The 17,405-nt window shown below is 38.8% G+C and carries 13 protein-coding genes; 4 read left to right on the forward strand and 9 right to left on the reverse strand.

The features are described 5' to 3' along the window. Nucleotides 1-136 precede the first annotated feature (136 nt). The 9 genes from LI954_RS03630 to LI954_RS03670 all read right to left on the reverse strand — a co-directional run bounded on the left by LI954_RS03630 (nucleotide 137) and on the right by LI954_RS03670 (nucleotide 12,869). Complete coding sequence (locus tag LI954_RS03630; RefSeq protein ID WP_229441807.1) at nucleotides 137-1,621, reverse strand: response regulator transcription factor; 1,485 nt, start codon at nucleotides 1,619-1,621, stop codon at nucleotides 137-139. Between the two features lie 18 nt (nucleotides 1,622-1,639). Next, nucleotides 1,640-3,358, reverse strand: coding sequence for a sensor histidine kinase (locus tag LI954_RS03635; RefSeq protein ID WP_229443657.1), 1,719 nt, complete (start codon nucleotides 3,356-3,358; stop codon nucleotides 1,640-1,642). Further along, entirely contained in the window at nucleotides 3,348-3,962 is a 615-nt protein-coding gene (locus tag LI954_RS03640) for a YesL family protein (RefSeq protein ID WP_229441749.1), read from the reverse strand. The genes LI954_RS03635 and LI954_RS03640 overlap by 11 nt, the downstream gene beginning before the upstream one ends. A gap of 152 nt (nucleotides 3,963-4,114) precedes the next feature. After that, nucleotides 4,115-5,575, reverse strand: a complete 1,461-nt coding sequence (locus tag LI954_RS03645; protein WP_229443659.1) for an ABC transporter substrate-binding protein — start codon at nucleotides 5,573-5,575, stop codon at nucleotides 4,115-4,117. Nucleotides 5,576-5,596: 21 nt separating this feature from the next. Next, the gene (locus LI954_RS03650) at nucleotides 5,597-6,520 is read right to left on the reverse strand and encodes a carbohydrate ABC transporter permease (RefSeq protein ID WP_202064753.1); all 924 of its coding nucleotides are present in this window, start codon (nucleotides 6,518-6,520) and stop codon (nucleotides 5,597-5,599) included. A gap of 13 nt (nucleotides 6,521-6,533) precedes the next feature. Continuing rightward, complete coding sequence (locus tag LI954_RS03655) at nucleotides 6,534-7,493, reverse strand: ABC transporter permease (RefSeq protein WP_229443661.1); 960 nt, start codon at nucleotides 7,491-7,493, stop codon at nucleotides 6,534-6,536. A 519-nt stretch (nucleotides 7,494-8,012) separates the two neighbouring features. Continuing rightward, nucleotides 8,013-8,870 (reverse strand): ROK family protein, encoded by an 858-nt coding sequence (locus LI954_RS03660; RefSeq protein WP_229441752.1) that lies wholly within the window; start codon nucleotides 8,868-8,870, stop codon nucleotides 8,013-8,015. After that, nucleotides 8,870-11,551, reverse strand: coding sequence for an alpha-mannosidase (locus LI954_RS03665; RefSeq protein ID WP_229441753.1), 2,682 nt, complete (start codon nucleotides 11,549-11,551; stop codon nucleotides 8,870-8,872). Before LI954_RS03665 ends, LI954_RS03660 begins: the two co-directional genes overlap by 1 nt. A gap of 28 nt (nucleotides 11,552-11,579) precedes the next feature. Then, complete coding sequence (locus LI954_RS03670) at nucleotides 11,580-12,869, reverse strand: glycoside hydrolase family 125 protein (RefSeq protein ID WP_229443662.1); 1,290 nt, start codon at nucleotides 12,867-12,869, stop codon at nucleotides 11,580-11,582. Nucleotides 12,870-13,031: 162 nt separating this feature from the next. Between LI954_RS03670 and LI954_RS03675 the strand changes: the two genes are divergently transcribed. From LI954_RS03675 to LI954_RS03690, 4 genes are all read left to right on the forward strand, one after another. After that, nucleotides 13,032-14,060 carry a LacI family DNA-binding transcriptional regulator gene (locus LI954_RS03675; protein WP_202064766.1) on the forward strand — a complete coding sequence of 343 codons (1,029 nt, stop codon included), beginning with the start codon at nucleotides 13,032-13,034 and terminating at the stop codon, nucleotides 14,058-14,060. Nucleotides 14,061-14,075: 15 nt separating this feature from the next. Continuing rightward, a complete protein-coding gene (locus LI954_RS03680; protein ID WP_229443664.1) occupies nucleotides 14,076-16,214 on the forward strand; it encodes a GH92 family glycosyl hydrolase in 2,139 nt (712 codons plus the stop codon). Between the two features lie 378 nt (nucleotides 16,215-16,592). Further along, the gene (locus LI954_RS03685) at nucleotides 16,593-16,766 is read left to right on the forward strand and encodes a type II toxin-antitoxin system HicA family toxin (protein ID WP_202064777.1); all 174 of its coding nucleotides are present in this window, start codon (nucleotides 16,593-16,595) and stop codon (nucleotides 16,764-16,766) included. Between the two features lie 57 nt (nucleotides 16,767-16,823). Next, nucleotides 16,824-17,225: a type II toxin-antitoxin system HicB family antitoxin gene (locus tag LI954_RS03690; RefSeq protein ID WP_202064778.1), complete on the forward strand. Its 402-nt coding sequence runs from the start codon at nucleotides 16,824-16,826 to the stop codon at nucleotides 17,223-17,225. Nucleotides 17,226-17,405: the final 180 nt, after the last annotated feature.

Genomic DNA, 17,405 nt, shown 5'->3' on the forward strand with positions numbered 1-17,405 from the left:
GTAATCGCAGGAGCAAATAAGTAGCACGATCTAGTTTTGTCCCTCAAGGTTAACTTGGAGAAGAACCTCAATAAGCGATCGACCTACAAGCTCTTCTGTCCTCTTTAATTTGACAAATCAGATAATCAAAATAAACTTATAAAGAATCATACTCTTCTCTGTACTTATCCCGAAATTCTTTGGGCGTAAGTCCATTCAGTTTTTTGAACAATTTTGAAAAATAATTCGTATTATTGTAGCCGATGGATTCAGAAATTTCATTAATCGTCTGCTGCGTGTGGAGCAACAAGTGTTGAGCTCTTTTAATACGAACCAAATTCAAATACTGGTTAAAGCTCAGCTCCGTTTCCTTTTTGAACAGCTGACCTAAATAAACTACACTTAGATGGAGGGTCTCTGCAGCAGATTTCAATGAGAGCTCCTTTGTATACAACTCATTAATGATCTCAATCGCGTGTTGAACTGTTTCTGAGTAGCGTTTACGGCTTTTTTGATCTCTTGTTTTAATTAAAATCGTATCAAAAAGCTGGCGCAGATCCATTATCGTATTACCTGCTCTAATTTCAGCAATTACCTGTTCGTAGTCATCGGATGAGAGAGCCGGCGATTGTCGATAAATATCTGTAAACAGCAGAAAAGAAATGTACTTTACCTGCTCCGGATCTGCTTGAGCCGACAACAGCTGCTCAAAAATCTTATCCAGCTCCTGGTGTATCGTTTTACGATCTCCAATCGTCAATGCTTCATTAAATGAAAGAAAAGGCAGCTCTGCTTCTTTATTTAATGTATCCGCTTTTAAAACTTTTTTATGTGGAAGAAGGTCAGGATAAAATGCCTGCAGAGATTGAATCTGTTTAATTTTTTCAAAGCTTTTATACAGGTTTTCCCAAGCTTCGATTGTTTCACTGATAATCATCTGCCAATTTGCTCCAGTAAATTGCTGTTCAATCATTCGAACACTCAACAGCAGCTTTTGACGACTTCCATTGTAGATTACAATTAGCTGATCCTCGTTAAATCTGCCATAAATGGTCATTGGCTGCCCAATATCCATAAAGTAGTCAGCCACTGCTTTGAGTACATCTGCCGGACCATTAAACAAGAGTATTGTATAAGGCGGTTCAACAGTACTTGGGAACTGCCTAAGCAATCCTTGAAATTCCCCCTCATTTAATTCATCATTCAGCCAAAGAATTAACCCTGTTTCCCGGTACAGCTCCTTTTGTTCCTTCTGCAGTTGTCGGTTCTCCAATTCTGAACGAATCTCAAGAACACTCTTCTTCAACTCTTCTTTATTTACAGGTTTCACCAGATAATTCTTTACCCCAAGCTGCATCCCTTTTTTAACAAAATCAAATTCCTCATATCCGGATAAAATAATTGTAAAAAAATCCTTTGTTTTTAGCTGTGTTTGTTTGACAAGTTCAATGCCGCTCATATCCGGCATATTGATATCTGTAATCAGCAGATCAATTTCGTGATCTTTTAAATAATTCAATGCTTCATCAGAGCTTTTAGCGGTCTTAACTACTTCAAATCCAAGTTCCGACCAATTGAGAATCATCTTTAGCCCTTCAAGAATCATATATTCATCATCCACAAACATCAGCTTATACTTCATCACGTTTCCAATACCTCCCTATTCTAACACAATACTTATTTTAACCCCTTCCCAAGGTACGGAATCAATCTGTATCTGATACTTTTCACCATAGAAACCTCTCAATCGCTCATGAACATTCTTCAACCCAATAGAATTTTGAAGATCTACTTCCTGATCTGTCATTCTTTCTAAAATCATGCTCAATTCTTCATTGTCAATTCCTTTTCCATTATCAGCTATCTGTATATAAATTTTCCCCTTCATAGAAAATGCTTTAATACTGATTGCATTATCATTTCTGCTGTAATCGATGCCATGGACAAAATAATTTTCAACAAGCGGCTGAATAACAAACTTAGGAATTTTCAAAGTCTTAAGATTTTCTTCGATCGTCACAACATAAGCAATTTTATCTGGATAACGCATCTGATACAAATAAACATATTTTTCACAGAAGTCCAATTCATTCTGCAATGTTGTCGTTTTTTCTTGTGTCGTGTTGTTCCGCAGCAAGGCTGAAAACGCATAAACAACATCAGCCAGCTCCTCTTGTTGGCGACTAAGAGCATACATCCGAATATATTCCAGCGTATTATACAGAAAATGAGGATTAATTTGAGACTGTAACGCACGCATATGTGCATCCCGCTGTTTAATTTCCAATGTGTAGATATCTTCAATGTAGTCATTAATACTCACAGTCATCTGATTGATTGCTTCCGCAATTTCTTTAAGTTCCTGTTGGACTTCTGTTGTGTCAATTTGTTCTTTAAAATTCCCCTGACTGACTTTTTTCGTAGCTTCCACAATATTTCGTACTTGAGAGGAATAACGTTTAAATGTGCGGTTTAACACTAAAAGCAATAAGGCAATAATCAGAATACCAAAAAAGAAAATCATTCCAGCAAAAGCGAAAATCTCCTTCCATATTCTTTGTTTGCTTAAAAGTATTAAAATCGTCCGGTCCTCCCTGCTGCTGACTGCCTTCACATAGTAATTCTTTTTCAAAAAATTCAGCGGTACTCTCCTGCCCTGCTGCATCTGCTCGTCGAGTGCAGTCAGCTGCTGTTCATTCATTTGTGTATTATTCTCGTATAGACGCTGCCCGCTGCTTGAATAGATGAAGCTGCTGATTCCTCTCTGTCGATTCTCCTCACTCTGACTGCCCAGAACCATCGAATCATCGAATGCAATAAACAGCTGACCAACAACCTGAGTCAGATTGCCGGGATTATAAATGGATCGAATCAGATACAGACTTTCATCCATAATTATTTGATTCCCCTGAAATTCTGTTCCCTGAGGCCGTTCCCTGTCAGCTTTTAGATAATATTCACTTTCTTCAAGCCGAATGGCAAGCTCGCTGATTTCCCCATAAGTATTAAATATTCTGGAAAGGGTATTGGGAATATAAATATTTTCTCCTGTTGTCCGATAGATTTCATTTGTATAGTCAAAATATTCAGCTGGGGTTAAATTCAAATAGTTTCTCACTGATTCAAACTGCCGATCTGAATTCGTAAATTCACCAAGTACTTCTGTCATCAACCGACTTTTTTCCTGCGTATAGCTATCCAGCTGCAGTCCCGTATTCTCAACTGACTGCCAGCTGCTGTGGAATTGTTCAATTCCAGTATACAAGCTGAGTGTCAGCATAATAAAGATAGAAACAAGAATCAGCAAAATACTATAGAGCTGCATCAACTGATTAATCAGGAAATCCTTTTTAAAAAAATCAGCAATTTTAGTTTTCATATGTTAACTTTCCATCGATCCATTCACGATTTTTTTTACTGGCAAATGACAGCCATAGAATAATAAGACTAAAACTCCCAAATAATATAAGTCCTTTCATACTCAATGTAAACAGAATAATCCCTGTAAGCCCGACAATAATTTTTAAAAAGACAGTGAAATTTAAAAAAATACTGATAAAAGACAGCTTGAAAAGATTGATAAAACTCAGCTCATAGGTTGACTCATTCATTAATACATATAGATAACCTACAGTCAGCAAAAGAACTGCAAACAGCAAAATAAAGTCAATTATCATCCAAATCAGTCCTTGCAGGCTGCTGGAGAGATAAAGGTTATAAAAAATAACTATCTGTATACTGAAAAACAAGTAAAAATATAGATTACCTTTGATAAAATTCACTTTCCAGCGCTCAAATGCAAGTTTCCAGGTTGTCTCCCTATAGCCCAGTTCATTTATCTGAACCAAATCACTGATTGTTTGAAAAGCAGGACCAATACCTAAAAAAAGCCCGCCAAGAAGTGTAAATGTAATAAAAATAAAATTAAGTTTCACAATAGCCCAAATCATTGAAAAGCCTTTTTCCAGTCCTGAACTGACCATGTAATTCCGCCCTTTCCTCGTTTCCCTTTGTTATTATAACGATACTGAAGCAAGGAACATTGCTCCTGTTTATGTAAGTGAACACAGGATAAATCACTCATACCTCATAGATTTATCCTGCGTTCGATATTCATTTAAAAAAATAGATGGAGCTATTTTTTTGTTTTACGAAATTCATCAAATTGCTGCTGCATTTCTTCACAAACTTTGTCCCAGCCAGCTGTTTTCAAGTCCTCTAAAAGCTTTGGTATATTCACTTCCGGATCAATTGTACCAGTCGCCAAGCTGGATTTGTAGCGATTCATTACATTGGCAATATTTGTAATTTCTGTTTTCACAGCATCTGTCTTGAAATTGAAGCCCAGAATTGGTGAAGATTCTGAAGCAGCTATATTTTCATCGCGCTCTTTGATCATTTCATCTGTAATAGTATCCTGTGTATAAAGAATCAGGTTATTTCCAGTGTTCCAGGCTGCCATATGGTTATTGGGCTGATAGCCGTCCAGCAGTTTGATTTTGTTGTCTTCTCCTTCAATTTTCTCCCAAGCTTCTCCCTCAACTCCGTAAACCAGTCCATTTAAAAGTTCTGGATCGCTATTTAACAGCCCAAGAAATTCCATTGCTTTTTCTTTATTTTTAGAGACATTGGAAATGACAAAATTCGCCATTTGAGCCTGTGCTGTTGATTTTAACGGAATTGTAATTGGTCGTGAAACCAACTCCTGTCCTGCTGCATTCGTTAATATTGTATCACCGTAATCCATCGGTCCTTGTGTTTCCTCACGCATAAACCATGTATTTCCTTCCAAAGGAAAGCCGGTTGTATTAGTCGCCGCATCTGCAGGGATCAACCCATCTGTGTACCATTGATGCATCAATTTAAAGTTTTCCATCTGTTCCTTATCTGCGTACTGATTAACAATTTTCGTTGTATCGCCATCAAGTTTTACTGCAAATGGATATTCTTTTCCAATAATATAATCGAAGTTTCCAGATAGTTCAAATGTTTGACCAATCGCAAAGGCAGGAATTCCCGGTTCATTTTTATGGAAGATTTTCAATACTTCCTCAGCATCTGCATACGAATGAACGGAGCTGATATCAATGTCGTATTTATCCAAATATTGTTTGTTAAATGTCAGCATTTGCTGTGCATAGATGTTCCCGTTAACTGGAAAAGCATACAATTTTCCATCTATTGAATTTCCTTTAATATAGGCTTCATCCAATTGTTCATAAGCTTCTTTTGCATATTCAGGCGCCAATTCTGTTAAATCAGTATACGCACCTTTTTGAGCGTTAGCTACATAATCAGAGGCAAAAGAAAGATCATAATTTTCACCTGAAGCGATAATTGTACTCATTTTCTGATTCCAATCTCCCCAGCTGATATATTGCAAATCAATCTTCGCACTAATTTTCTCCTCGATACGCTTATTTGCAATCTCCATCAGCTGATCATAGTTATCAGGCTTATCCCCCACCTGATACATCAGCAGAGTTGTCACACCATCTGCTTCTCCTGAAGCGTTATCATTTGAACCACAAGCTGCCAGCCCTACTGTTAAAGCTGTTGCTCCTGCAATTACAGCTGCTTTTTTCCACTTATTCATTTCTATTCCTCCTATATATTTTTATTCCTTCACACCGCCGATTGTTAAGCCGCCGACAAAATATCGCTGAAAGAACGGATAGGTAACTGCAATCGGTAATGTTGAAACAACAACAATGGCCATCCTGGCCGATTCACTTGGCAGAGCTGCCAGCCCTCCCTGAACCTGAGCAGCCATTCCTGTGCTTTTTGCCAGATAATCAAGATTATTTTGAATGCGCATTAACAACGCCTGTAAAGGAATCAGAGAATCCTTTTGAACATACAGCAAAGCATTAAACCAGTCATTCCAATAGCCCAAGGCAGCAAACAAACTAATCGTTGCAATACCAGGTACAGCTAGCGGCAAAACAATAGAAACAAAAATTTTTATTTCACTTGCGCCATCAATCCTTGCCGATTCAATAATACTGTCCGGTACTGTTTTTTTAAAGAAGGTCCTCATTACAAGAATATTAAAAGGACCTAAAGCCAGCGGCAGAATCAGTGCCCATATCGTATCCTTCAATTGCAGAAGATTTGTCATAACCAAATAATTCGCTACCATTCCCGGTGAAAACAACATCGTAATTAATGCAACCAATGTGAAAAAACGTCGAAATGGAAAATTTGACCTTGAAATGGCATAGGCATACAACGAAGTCATTGTTGCATTAACGAATGTTCCAAAAACTGTTACGAAAACGGTTACACCGAAAGCCTGAAAGATCTTACTGCTCATCTGCCCACTGAACAGGTAAGTATAGGCTGCTGTAGAAAATTCTCCTGGCCAGAAGCGGTATCCATTTTCTGCCAATGAAGTTTCACTTGTCAACGAAATAACAATAACAAAGAAAAACGGCAGAATACAGGAAATTGCAAAAAGCGCAATGACTATGCTGAAAATCAAGTTGACCGTTGAATTAAAGGAACGAACTTCAACTTGTTGTACTTTTTTCTTCTTCATATTAAAGTCCCCCTTAAAATAAGGCTGAATCCGGTTCAAGTTTTCGAACAACAAAATTCGCTGCCAGCAACAGACAGGCACCTACCACAGATTGATATAAACCAGCAGCAGCAGTCATCCCAAGGTCCCCTGTAGCAGTCAGTCCGTTAAAGATGTACGTATCTAAAACAGCAGTCACCTGATACAAAGCACCGGAGTTTTTCGGTACTTGAAAGAACAGACCAAAATCTGCTCGAAAGATTCCTCCAATATTCATAATCAGCAGAACTGACATCATTGGAATTAGTTGAGGGATCGTCACATTTTTAATTTGCTGCCATTTGCTGGCACCGTCCACCATTGCTGCTTCATAATAGGTCGGATCAATTCCCATGACAGAAGCGTAGTAAATAATACTGTTATATCCAAGACTTTTCCAGACATTCAGTACGACGAAAATCAGCGGCCACCACTTTGGATCAGCATACCAGTTAATTCCTTCTCCACCTGCATTTGTAATCCATTGATTTAAAATTCCTTTATCAGGACTCAAAAATGCATAGACAAAGTATGAAATGACAACCCAAGAGAGAAAGTACGGCAATAAAGACATAGTATGATAGACTTTCACTGCTTTCTTATTTCGGAGTTCACTCATAATAATCGCAAATGCAATCGCAAAAAACAGATTGAATGCCAAAAACACAATATTGTAAAGCAGTGTATTCCTTGTAATCAGCCAGGCATCACTGGATGCAAATAAGAATTTGAAATTTTCAAATCCAACCCACGGACTATTTCTCAAACTTGCAAGAAAACCATCCGGCGAAATATGGAAATCTTTAAATGCTACAATATTTGCGAGCGCTGGTATGTAGAAAAAGAATATAAACCAGATGAAACCCGGCAAAGCCATTAAAATAAGTGCTTTAAATTGCCAGATTTGCTGCCAGATGCTCTTTTTTCTTTTATTCATTTCTTTCGCTCCTTTCATTAATAAGGATAACGCTTTCAACAAAAGAACTTAAGAAACAAACTATAGGTCTTTCGAAACAAATTAAAGATGTTGTTCAAACTTATCTGCCGAACTATTTAGTAGTATAAGTCATCTAGTAAGAGAGTACGTGAAGCTCTGATGGGATAAATTGTTAGAATTTATTCCATATACAAAGAGACAACTGAGAATAGGACAGAAATAAAGCTCTGAACTCTCCTCGTATCCCCCCAATAAACGGCGGGACAAAAGGAGCTCCTTCGGAATTAAGCCAAAGTGTATTCATTCACAGCTATTCATTCTATGAATAGTGTTCCTTAACAATTTTCGGATACTCCTTCTTAATTCTCGGAGCTGATCGCTTTTGTCACAACCTCAACTAAATACAGAGGCATACAAATTCCGGACCATCGTTTATTCAGTTTTAGGGAATAAGACTTACTAATATCACACTCCCAGCCATCTTCTAAAAATACAAGTAAAAAAGCTTTATATATATTTCTGCTGCCTGCCTATTTTCTAAACTGCTTCCTTTGCCAGAAGCAGACAGCCGATAATCCCACTCTCGTTAGCAAGCTGCCAGCGAACAATATATTCATTTACTTCAGGAGTATCCATATATCCTGCCATCTGTTCAATGAACTGTCTACGTATCTTGTGAAGCAAATGCCCTTGATTCATGACGCCTCCGCCTAAAATGATTTTCTCTGGCGCCAGTGTTAACGTGTAATTCATCAATGCCTGTGCAATATAGTAGGCCTGAAGTTCCCATGCCGGATGTGCTTCCGGCAGATTTTCGCCTTTCATCCCTGTTCTGGTTTCAAGAGAAGGGCCTGCCGCCAATCCCTCCAAACAATCCCGATGGTACGGACAAGTGCCTTCATAACGGTCTGAGTCAGCACGCCGGATTCTGATATGCCCCATTTCCGGATGTCCAAGCCCTTGAAAGATCGTTTCGTCAATCACAACACCGGCTCCAATACCTGTTCCTACAGTCAGATAGATACAGCTCTTTTTACCTTTGGCTGCTCCTCTTTTCATTTCCCCGTAAGCAGCAGCATTCACATCTGTTGTCCAGGCAAAAGGAATGGAATAGCGACTCTTTAAATTCCCTAAAAGATCAAAGGCTGTCCAACCTTTTTTTGGAGTTGCCAGAATATAACCATAATTATCTTTATCCGGATTAATACCGATTGGACCAAATGAGCCTACTCCCATAGAGCACAATGAATACTGATCAAAAAAGGCATAAATCCGTTCCAACGTTTCTTCCGGAAGGGTCGTAGGAATCTCCAAGCGGTCAATAATCGTCAATGCTTCATCTCCAACGGCACAAACCATTTTAGTTCCTCCGGCTTCAATTGCTCCATAATACATTAGTCAGCCTCCCCAAAGCCAATCGTACGAATTTCACAGGGCTTCAATTGATTAGAATATTTCTGTTTCTGGTCTTCTTCCAGCAGATTCAACAGAAAAAGCTGTTCTTTATCTTTTTTGATTGTCAAATCAGCATGTTTATCAGATAGATTATACCCTCGAAGAACTAGCCGATTCTTTTCTTTACTGCGTTTTAAAGCTGTTACTGCAAACGTATCTCCTTCAACTATCAGATATTGATTGCAGCCAGGCAAGCTTCCTATTTGTCTGGGAAGCTGTTTTGTACTGAAAGGAATCTGCAGACTGTGAGCATGTCGATAGGTCTGGTAACGCTGATCAGGTCTTCCATGAAATTCAATTGCATAAGTAAATGTATGCTGCCCTATACACTGTGCTTCCGGAGTTGGAAACCAGCCCCAGTCGCCCAGCTCTCCTGTACATCGAAGCAGTGTCAGCGCAATAGTATCTTCAATAATTTCATATTCATTCAAACCGATATTGGATACGGTTACACCAAAATATGAATCGTGAAGGTTTACAAATGCATGCTGATGCTGAGGGTTCGCAGGGTTTTCCCAATGGCTGGATACCTTGTTGGGTCGTACAACTGCTTCATAAATACTGTCAGCTTCATGTGTTTCAGCTTTTATCCCTGTCGGAAAAAGAACACGCAGACGATGATCTTTCGCTTGATTGTCAATCGTTGTTTCGAATCCTACATGCTTATTTACACGATCAATTGTAATCAGCGTCTCAATAGTAAATGGCACCATCTCCTTTGAACGTTGTGCCTTTCGGTATCGAAAATCAACAACAGCTTTCTGTTCCTCTTCCAATAATTCATCTGCTGATTTGGGAATTCTCAATGTTTGAGTCAGACAAATTTTTCCGCAGATATCAGAATTTTCCATTATTTTAATGTTATGAGTAAAATTTGTTGAAAGAATTGCCTGATCTCCTTCAGGCTGCTTAAAAATATACTCATTGGCAATATCTCCCACATCTTCAAAGACCAGCAGGTTTTCCACTGTTTTTCCTGTTCCTCTATCAGTGATTGCTATACTGCCGTCTGCAGCAACTTCAACTTTTACCTGTTCGTTTTCCAATATCCTGCCATTTGCATGAACCAGTTTTACTTTTTCATTTTCTTTTTTTCCTTCTACAAGTGCCAATGTTTCCCATGAAAATTCTGCCATCTCAGAGGTCTCGACACTCACTGTCACAAAACGTTTCATAAAAGGAATACGAAACGCATCTTTTGGAAGTTCATAATCAAATAGAACTTCTTCAGTGGTAATGGAGGCATTCACTGTGTCGCCAAATTGATTTATCACATAGTAGTCTCTGGAAGGCTGATTTTTTAACATGCTGTATAACTGTACCGGCAAACCTTCTTTAAATGTTTTTCGCTCCAGCTCAATTTCCACCACCGCAATCCCTGCTCTTTTCTGACCAGATGTATTGAAAATAACAAAGGGTCTGCTGTTTTCCGGAAATCCAGAGGTATCCATTGCTTCTACCAAACTGGCTGCTGCTTCCTCTGCGAGATACTTTCCAACCTCATTCGCTTTTTGAAATCTCATCATCATTTCACGGTGCACCTCATCAAGAGAACAGCCGCAGATACTATCATGAGGATGATTCTGCATTAGTGTCTTCCAAGCATAATCCAAAGTATCATGATCGTATTTCCCGGTCAGCTCATATGCCATAGCAGCTAAAGGCTCACTAATATTTTCGAGTTGTCTTGATACTTGTGTATTCCATTGCTTGAGATAAACTCTGGAAGAAGCTGTATTCGCCAACGTAAACCAGCCATCTGTCTCCTGACTTGTCAATTCCCCAGTGACAGTTCCCAAGTCTTCTGGCAACTCTTTTTGTACTTCTTTCAAATATTCTGTAAAACCAGCATGAATAAATTCATAATCCGGAAAAAGTCTGTTCGCTGTGTGAATTGCTTTTGTAATATCCTTTTGAACAGGCTGATGATCAACTCCATTCATCATAAGATAATGTCTGGTTGAGCCGAATCTTTCAACTTCTGCCAGCTTTTGCTCCCAAAAAATTTTTGCTTCTTCTTCATTCACTGGTATTTCATTACCGTTTGAATACCAGTTGGCAAATAATAAACCAAAGATTCTGCTTCCATCCGGTCCTTCCCAAAACATTTCAGAGTACTGAGATGTAAAATGATCATCTGACAAAACCTCATTATCAAACCCGATTGGCTTTACGCCTCGACCAAAAGCCGCACTTTTTAGCCCAGCCTGAAGCATCATCTGCGGCGTCTGTCCCATATTTCCAAAAGTGTCTGGAAAATAGCCCAAAGCAACTGGTGTACCCCACTTTTTACTTTCTTCCATGCCAATCAGCATATTTCTGGTATTCGATTCAGAACTAATTAAAAAGTCATCCTGAAGAATATAAAAAGGACCAATCTGTAGTTTTCCTTCAGCAATTGCCCGCTGAACGGCTGCCCTTTTTTCCGGACGTACCTGCAGATAATCATCCAAAATAATTGTTTGACCATCCAAATGAAAACTTTTAAACTCAGGATCTGTTTCAAACAGCTCCAGCAAATCATCCATCAGCTCAATTAAACGCATGTGGTGCTGTTCGTATGGCAGATACCATTCCCGGTCCCAGTGACTGTGTGATACAATATATACTTTTTTCTTCATTCCCATCTTTCCTTCCAAAGGTTATCCATTATTTTTCAACTCGGATATCAAAATAATCCATCACTAACTCACAAAACATCATATTTGCCCAAGAAAACCATTCTCTTGTATACTGATTCGGATCATTCACATCAAAGCCTTCATGCATGAGGTGCGTTCCGGCATCGGTTGCTGTCAACAAATTAAGGATACGCTCCTTTTCCTTTTTATCCGAAACAGTCATACCTTCCATTGCCAGCGCAATAGGCCAGACATAATTTTCCGGTGTATGAGAGCTGCCAATTCCTTTGGCAAAAGCTCCTTCATAGTAATAAGGATTTTCTTTACTTAACAATGTTCGACGAGTCGCCTGGTAAACCTCATCTTCCTCAGAAAGATACCCCAAATAAGGAGCAGCAATCAGATTAGGAACATTACTGTCATCCATAACTGTCGCATTTCCTTTTCCATCCACCTCATAGGCAAAAACCTTTTCTCCTGCCTGATTCCTTGTGATTCCGTAAATAGTAATTCCCCGCTGAATCTCCTCTTTCAATATTTTTGCCTGTTCAACAACTTTTTTATCCTTCCGTACCGAGCTGAATAGTTCTTCCAGATACCCCAAAATAACCACTGCAAACATATTGGAAGGTACCAGATAGCCGTACTTGCAAGCATCATCACTTGGTCTGAAACCGGACCAGGTCATACCTGTTGGAAAAATCTCTGCACCTCTGCCGCTATTGATCAGCGTATCTTCAGTTCTTGACGTGTCACGTGTAAAGCGATAAGGGGAATTTGCATGATTTTGTTCGGTACGAAATACATGCAGGATTTTTTTAATTCCTTCGACAAATTCTTGATTAAATTGATCTGTACGTCCGGTATTTTTAAAAAGCAGGTATGCCAGCTGAACCGGATAGCAAAGTGAATCAATTTCATATTTACGCTCCCATACCCAGTCATTCATCTCCGTATGGTCAGTTTGATGGCCGGCACCATCTGCACTTTCATTAAAAGCATTTGCATAAGGATCAATATTGATACATTGAAACTGTTTTTTTACTAAACCACTAATCATATCTGCTAACTCTTCATCTTCTTTCGCAATCACTAGATAAGGTCTTACTTGTGCAGTAGAATCACGCAGCCACATCGCCGGAATATCTCCTGTTAATAAAAAGGTCGTACCATCTTCATGTCTCTTTACGGTAGTTAAAAGTGTATTGGCAAATGCAGCATTAAAATTTTCTGACCAATCCTTATGCTCTTCTCCGCATTTTTCTGTAATCTCCTTCATGAATTTCTCCACCGAACTTGGTATGCTTTTATATACCATTTACTGCTCACTCCTCGTTTATTGATATACCATTTAGATGTACTCAGTATAGCCGTATTTTCTATGTATGTCTATCTTTTTTTTAATTAAAAAGGTTTTCAATTATCCAGTGATATGTTATCATCAAAATATGATATATCAAATCAAGAGGTGTAATCGATTATGAAACAACCCTTATACAAACTTATTTATGGAGATCTCCGAAAATTGATTGAAACCGGAAGCCTGGCTCCGGAAAGTAAGGTTCCTACCGAAATGGAACTTTCTGAAAAATATCAGGTAAGCCGTATTACATCAAAACGAGCGTTAACAGAGCTTGAAAACGAAGGATACATTTATCGGGAGCAAGGACGAGGCAGCTTTGTAAAAAATCGGAAAAGTAAAACAGAACAAACAGGAAAAATTCTTTTTATTTTGCCTTTTGCCAACGATCTGTCTTTAGGTAATTTCAATGAAGGCATTTATCCAGTTATCCAAAAGCATGGCTTCGAATTACTGATGACGCCTTCTGATTATTTGGAACAACACACTGCGCAAATGATTATTAAGGAATTTGACGGACTGATTTACTACGCAGTCAATACTGAAACACAGCTCGACCTCCTTTTTGAGCTGTCTGTACTAGAGTTTCCAGTTGTCACATTAGACAAGAAACTATACGACTTTTCATTCCCAGCGGTACTGTCAGATAATTTTCAAGGTGGGCAATTGGCTGCTGGTCATTTAATCGAAAGTGGTCATCAAAGAATTGGCTATATTTTTGGAGAAATACATCATCCTCAAACTGTCCGACAACGCTATTTAGGTTATGTTGATGCATTAAACAAAAAGGATCTGACTTTTCGAACAAAGTTAAATGACACTGAAGCGGCGATCTCAACTGCGGTAGAGTACATTCGTTCCAATCAGCTGACTGCAGCTGTCTGTGAAAATGATTTAATCGCTATTGAACTCATGAGGCAGCTTAAGCAGGCGGACTATCAAATTCCGGCAGATTTTTCTGTTATTGGCTTTGATGATATTCAGGCAGCTTCTCTAGTTGAACCGCCGCTAACAACTGTGGCACAGGATTTCGCTGAATTGGGTCAGCTGGCCGGTTCTAAAATTGTTGCTCTTATACAGAATCAAACAACTCCTGATGAGAAGGTTCCAGTAAAGCTTATTTTACGGCAATCCACTATTAACGAATAAGGAGCTTAGTACAGCATGAAAATTTCAACAATCGATACAAGGCATGGAACAGACAATCAATACAGCTTTTCTCACGGTAATTGCCTGCCCTATACAGGTGTTCCTTTTGGTATGAATTTTTTCGCACCACAGACAACTGACCAAAAAGGGAGCTGGTGGTTTCATCCAGATGACCGTACTTTTCAAGGATTCCGTATTACCCATCAGCCCAGTCCCTGGATGGGCGATTTCAGCCATCTGATTCTGCTCCCTATAAGTGGTGAGCTTAGTGAAAATAATCTATTCCATGCTCAAAGCTCTTATCGTCCGGAAGACAGCACATTCAATCCTGCTTGTTTGGAAATCACAAGCAGCCGTTATCAGATTCATTCTCAGCTGATTCCCAGCATGTATGGCGCATTGCTCTCTTTATCCGGCATCCAAGAGCATGGCGGACTAGCTCTTTCTCTGCCTGGCCGTTATAAAATAAAAAAAATAGATAAAACGACTGTTTCCGGAGAAATCATTAATTTTTCCGGATGTGAAGATAAGAATTTCACTTTTTACTTTATCCTCCGCTTTGAAGATGACCTGACGATAATTGAAGGTCCGACTGAGGGTAAAGACGGCTTCGTTATTCTTAGATTTGGTGATGCCGCTGAGCAAGCAATCCAACTCGCCGCCTCTTTTATTTCTGCGGAGCAGGCTCAACTGAATTTATCACGAGAAGAAGACTTGTCAAAAGTAGATTTCCTTTCCCGGGCCCAATCCGCATGGGAAGATTACTTAAATAGGATAGAAATTACTCATCATGACCAGAAACAGGTATCTGCTTTTTATCATGCGCTGTATCGAACATTTCTATTCCCCCAAACCTTTTATGAATTAAATGAAAAAGAACTGCCTGTCCACTATGACACATTTAATCAAACCATTCGAGAAGGTGTCTTTTATACAAATAATGGATTTTGGGATACGTTTCGAACCGTGTATCCTTTATATTCCTTAATTGCTTCAGACAAGTACGGCGAAATGCTGGAAGGTTTTTTAAACAGCTATAAAGAAACAGGTTTTCTGCCTAAATGGCTTTCTCCTGATGAGCGCGGAATGATGCCGGGCACACTGATTGATGCAGTCATTGCTGATGCAGCGGTTAAAGGAATTCGTCCGGATTTGATGCCTGCCTTTTTTCAGGCAATGAAAAAAGCAGCGACAGATCAAAGTAATCACGAAAACTATGGCCGTCGCGGGACAAACGACTATTTATCCTATGGCTATGTTCCAAGCACGTATCACGAATCTGTCAATCACACACTGGATTATTGCTACAGTGATTTTTGTATACATCAAGTGGCCTCCCTACTTGAAGATCCAGATGCTGCAGATTATAGAAAACAGGCAAAAAATTATACTCATTTATTTGATAGTGAAACTGGATTTATGCGTGCAAAAGATGCAGACGGTCAATTTCGTGAAGCTTTTGACTCTCATTGTTGGGGAACAGACTACGCTGAAGGGAGTGCCTGGCAAAATAGCTTTGCTGTTTATCATGATTTTGCGGGTTTAATCGATAAATATGGCGGTAAAGAACACTTTGAGAAGAAGCTGATTGCGCTTTGTAATCAAAAGCCTTTGTATAAAACAGGAGGCTACGGCTTCGAAATTCATGAAATGAGTGAGATGGCGGCAATAGAGTTCGGACAGGTAGCACTATCAAATCAGCCAAGCTTCCACCTTCCTTATTTATTCAATTACCTGGGCAAGCCTGAAATGGCACAGCCTATGATCAAACAACTAATGAGCCAATGCTTCAGCAGCACTGCTCAGGGGTATCCAGGAGATGAGGATAATGGCAGCATGTCTTGCTGGTTCATCTTCAGTTCTCTAGGCTTCTATCCTGTTACTGCCGGCAGTGGAGAATATGTCATCGGTATCCCTTTATTTGATAAAGCTGAAATCCAACTATCAAGCGGCAATACACTTACTATTACAAGTACTCCTAATCAGATTCAGCAGCAGTTTGTTCATGAAGTGAAACGAAATAATGTCAGCCACCCTTCACTGTTCTTTGTACACAGTGATTTAGAAAAGGGCGGTTCTATCGATTATCATTTGGGTATCGTGCCTAATCCAAAAAAATATACAGAAGAACAATTACCTTTTAGCCTTGGATAAATACAGAAACAGCTGGGAAAGAAAAGTTTCCCAGCTGTTTCTGTATTTCAATTTATGATTCTAAAAAAGACTACGGACAAGCCACCCTTCCAGGTCCCAGTCCGTAATCTTCCACTCATGCTGCATTGTATTTTCTATTTCAGCCTATTACATCATGCCGCTCATCAGTCCGAGCTTAATATGACAGGGGTCACTAGCTTAAAAGACCATGAAATAAGGGATTCTAGCTATTAAATTTCATTTTAAGAATCCCGCTGGTAGGGACTAGCAGAAAAGTTTTGCCCTATAAATGATCAAAATAAGTTCAAGATGATTCATAAAACCCATTGAACGACACGTGTTTATCACGTATAATAATATGTACAAAGGAGGCTTGGAATGAAAACTAGGGACCTAGTAAAGCTATTCAAGAATAACGGTTGGTGGTTCTTGAGACACGGAAGCAATCATGACATCTACACCAACGGTAAAAAAACAGAAGAAATTGTTCGACATCGTGAAACAAATGAAAGACTGGCAAAAGCATTAATCAGGAAGTACGGACTCAAATAAGCCCCTCTGCTTCATTGTAAATTATACAATAATAAACAAAAGAAAGGAAAATATATTATGACAAATAAATTTGTATATCCAGTTATATTAAACTATGAAAAAGATAAATCCGGTTATGATTATTTTGTATCTATTCCAGATTTTGAAGGGTTCACACAAGGCAAAGATGTGGCCGATGCTATTTCTATGGCACGGGACTATATCGGAAATATGTTAATCGAATTTGAAAAAGAAGGGAAACCATTCCCTGAATCAAATGCTACTAAATATGACTTAAAAGAAAACGATATGGAAACCTTAGTGGATATTGATTTGACTCGTTTCAAAGCTCAATCTAAAAACGTTGTAGTGAAAAAAACTCTTTCTATTCCAAAATATTTGAATGAATTAGGCAACGAAGCTGGAATAAATTTCTCCGCAACTCTTACTGAAGCATTGAAAGAAAAACTAGGCGTATAAAAAAAGGAAGGTCCGGCATCACGCTGGTCCTTCTTTTTATTTTTTACAACCAAGTACATACAATGCTAACACACTTTACCTTTTTCGAAAAATATGTAAATAAAAAGACCATCTCAGACAAGATGATCAAATAAAAAGAAACGTTACTCAAATAAGCAACAATGAAAAAATAAAAAGTTA

The sequence above is a fragment of the Enterococcus sp. CWB-B31 genome, assembly GCF_020567645.1.
Lineage (GTDB): Bacteria > Bacillota > Bacilli > Lactobacillales > Enterococcaceae > Enterococcus_L.

Excerpts from the sequence above, each read along its gene's own strand:
- LI954_RS03655 (WP_229443661.1), bottom strand. The coding sequence starts at position 7,493 with ATGAAAGGAGCGAAAGAAATGAATAAAAGAAAAAAGAGCATCTGGCAG.
- LI954_RS03685 (WP_202064777.1), top strand. The coding sequence starts at position 16,593 with ATGAAAACTAGGGACCTAGTAAAGCTATTCAAGAATAACGGTTGGTGG.
- LI954_RS03640 (WP_229441749.1), bottom strand. The coding sequence starts at position 3,962 with ATGGTCAGTTCAGGACTGGAAAAAGGCTTTTCAATGATTTGGGCTATT.
- LI954_RS03665 (WP_229441753.1), bottom strand. The coding sequence starts at position 11,551 with ATGAAGAAAAAAGTATATATTGTATCACACAGTCACTGGGACCGGGAA.
- LI954_RS03635 (WP_229443657.1), bottom strand. The coding sequence starts at position 3,358 with ATGAAAACTAAAATTGCTGATTTTTTTAAAAAGGATTTCCTGATTAAT.
- LI954_RS03670 (WP_229443662.1), bottom strand. The coding sequence starts at position 12,869 with ATGGTATATAAAAGCATACCAAGTTCGGTGGAGAAATTCATGAAGGAG.
- LI954_RS03680 (WP_229443664.1), top strand. The coding sequence starts at position 14,076 with ATGAAAATTTCAACAATCGATACAAGGCATGGAACAGACAATCAATAC.
- LI954_RS03645 (WP_229443659.1), bottom strand. The coding sequence starts at position 5,575 with ATGAATAAGTGGAAAAAAGCAGCTGTAATTGCAGGAGCAACAGCTTTA.
- LI954_RS03675 (WP_202064766.1), top strand. The coding sequence starts at position 13,032 with ATGAAACAACCCTTATACAAACTTATTTATGGAGATCTCCGAAAATTG.
- LI954_RS03660 (WP_229441752.1), bottom strand. The coding sequence starts at position 8,870 with ATGTATTATGGAGCAATTGAAGCCGGAGGAACTAAAATGGTTTGTGCC.
- LI954_RS03630 (WP_229441807.1), bottom strand. The coding sequence starts at position 1,621 with ATGAAGTATAAGCTGATGTTTGTGGATGATGAATATATGATTCTTGAA.
- LI954_RS03650 (WP_202064753.1), bottom strand. The coding sequence starts at position 6,520 with ATGAAGAAGAAAAAAGTACAACAAGTTGAAGTTCGTTCCTTTAATTCA.
- LI954_RS03690 (WP_202064778.1), top strand. The coding sequence starts at position 16,824 with ATGACAAATAAATTTGTATATCCAGTTATATTAAACTATGAAAAAGAT.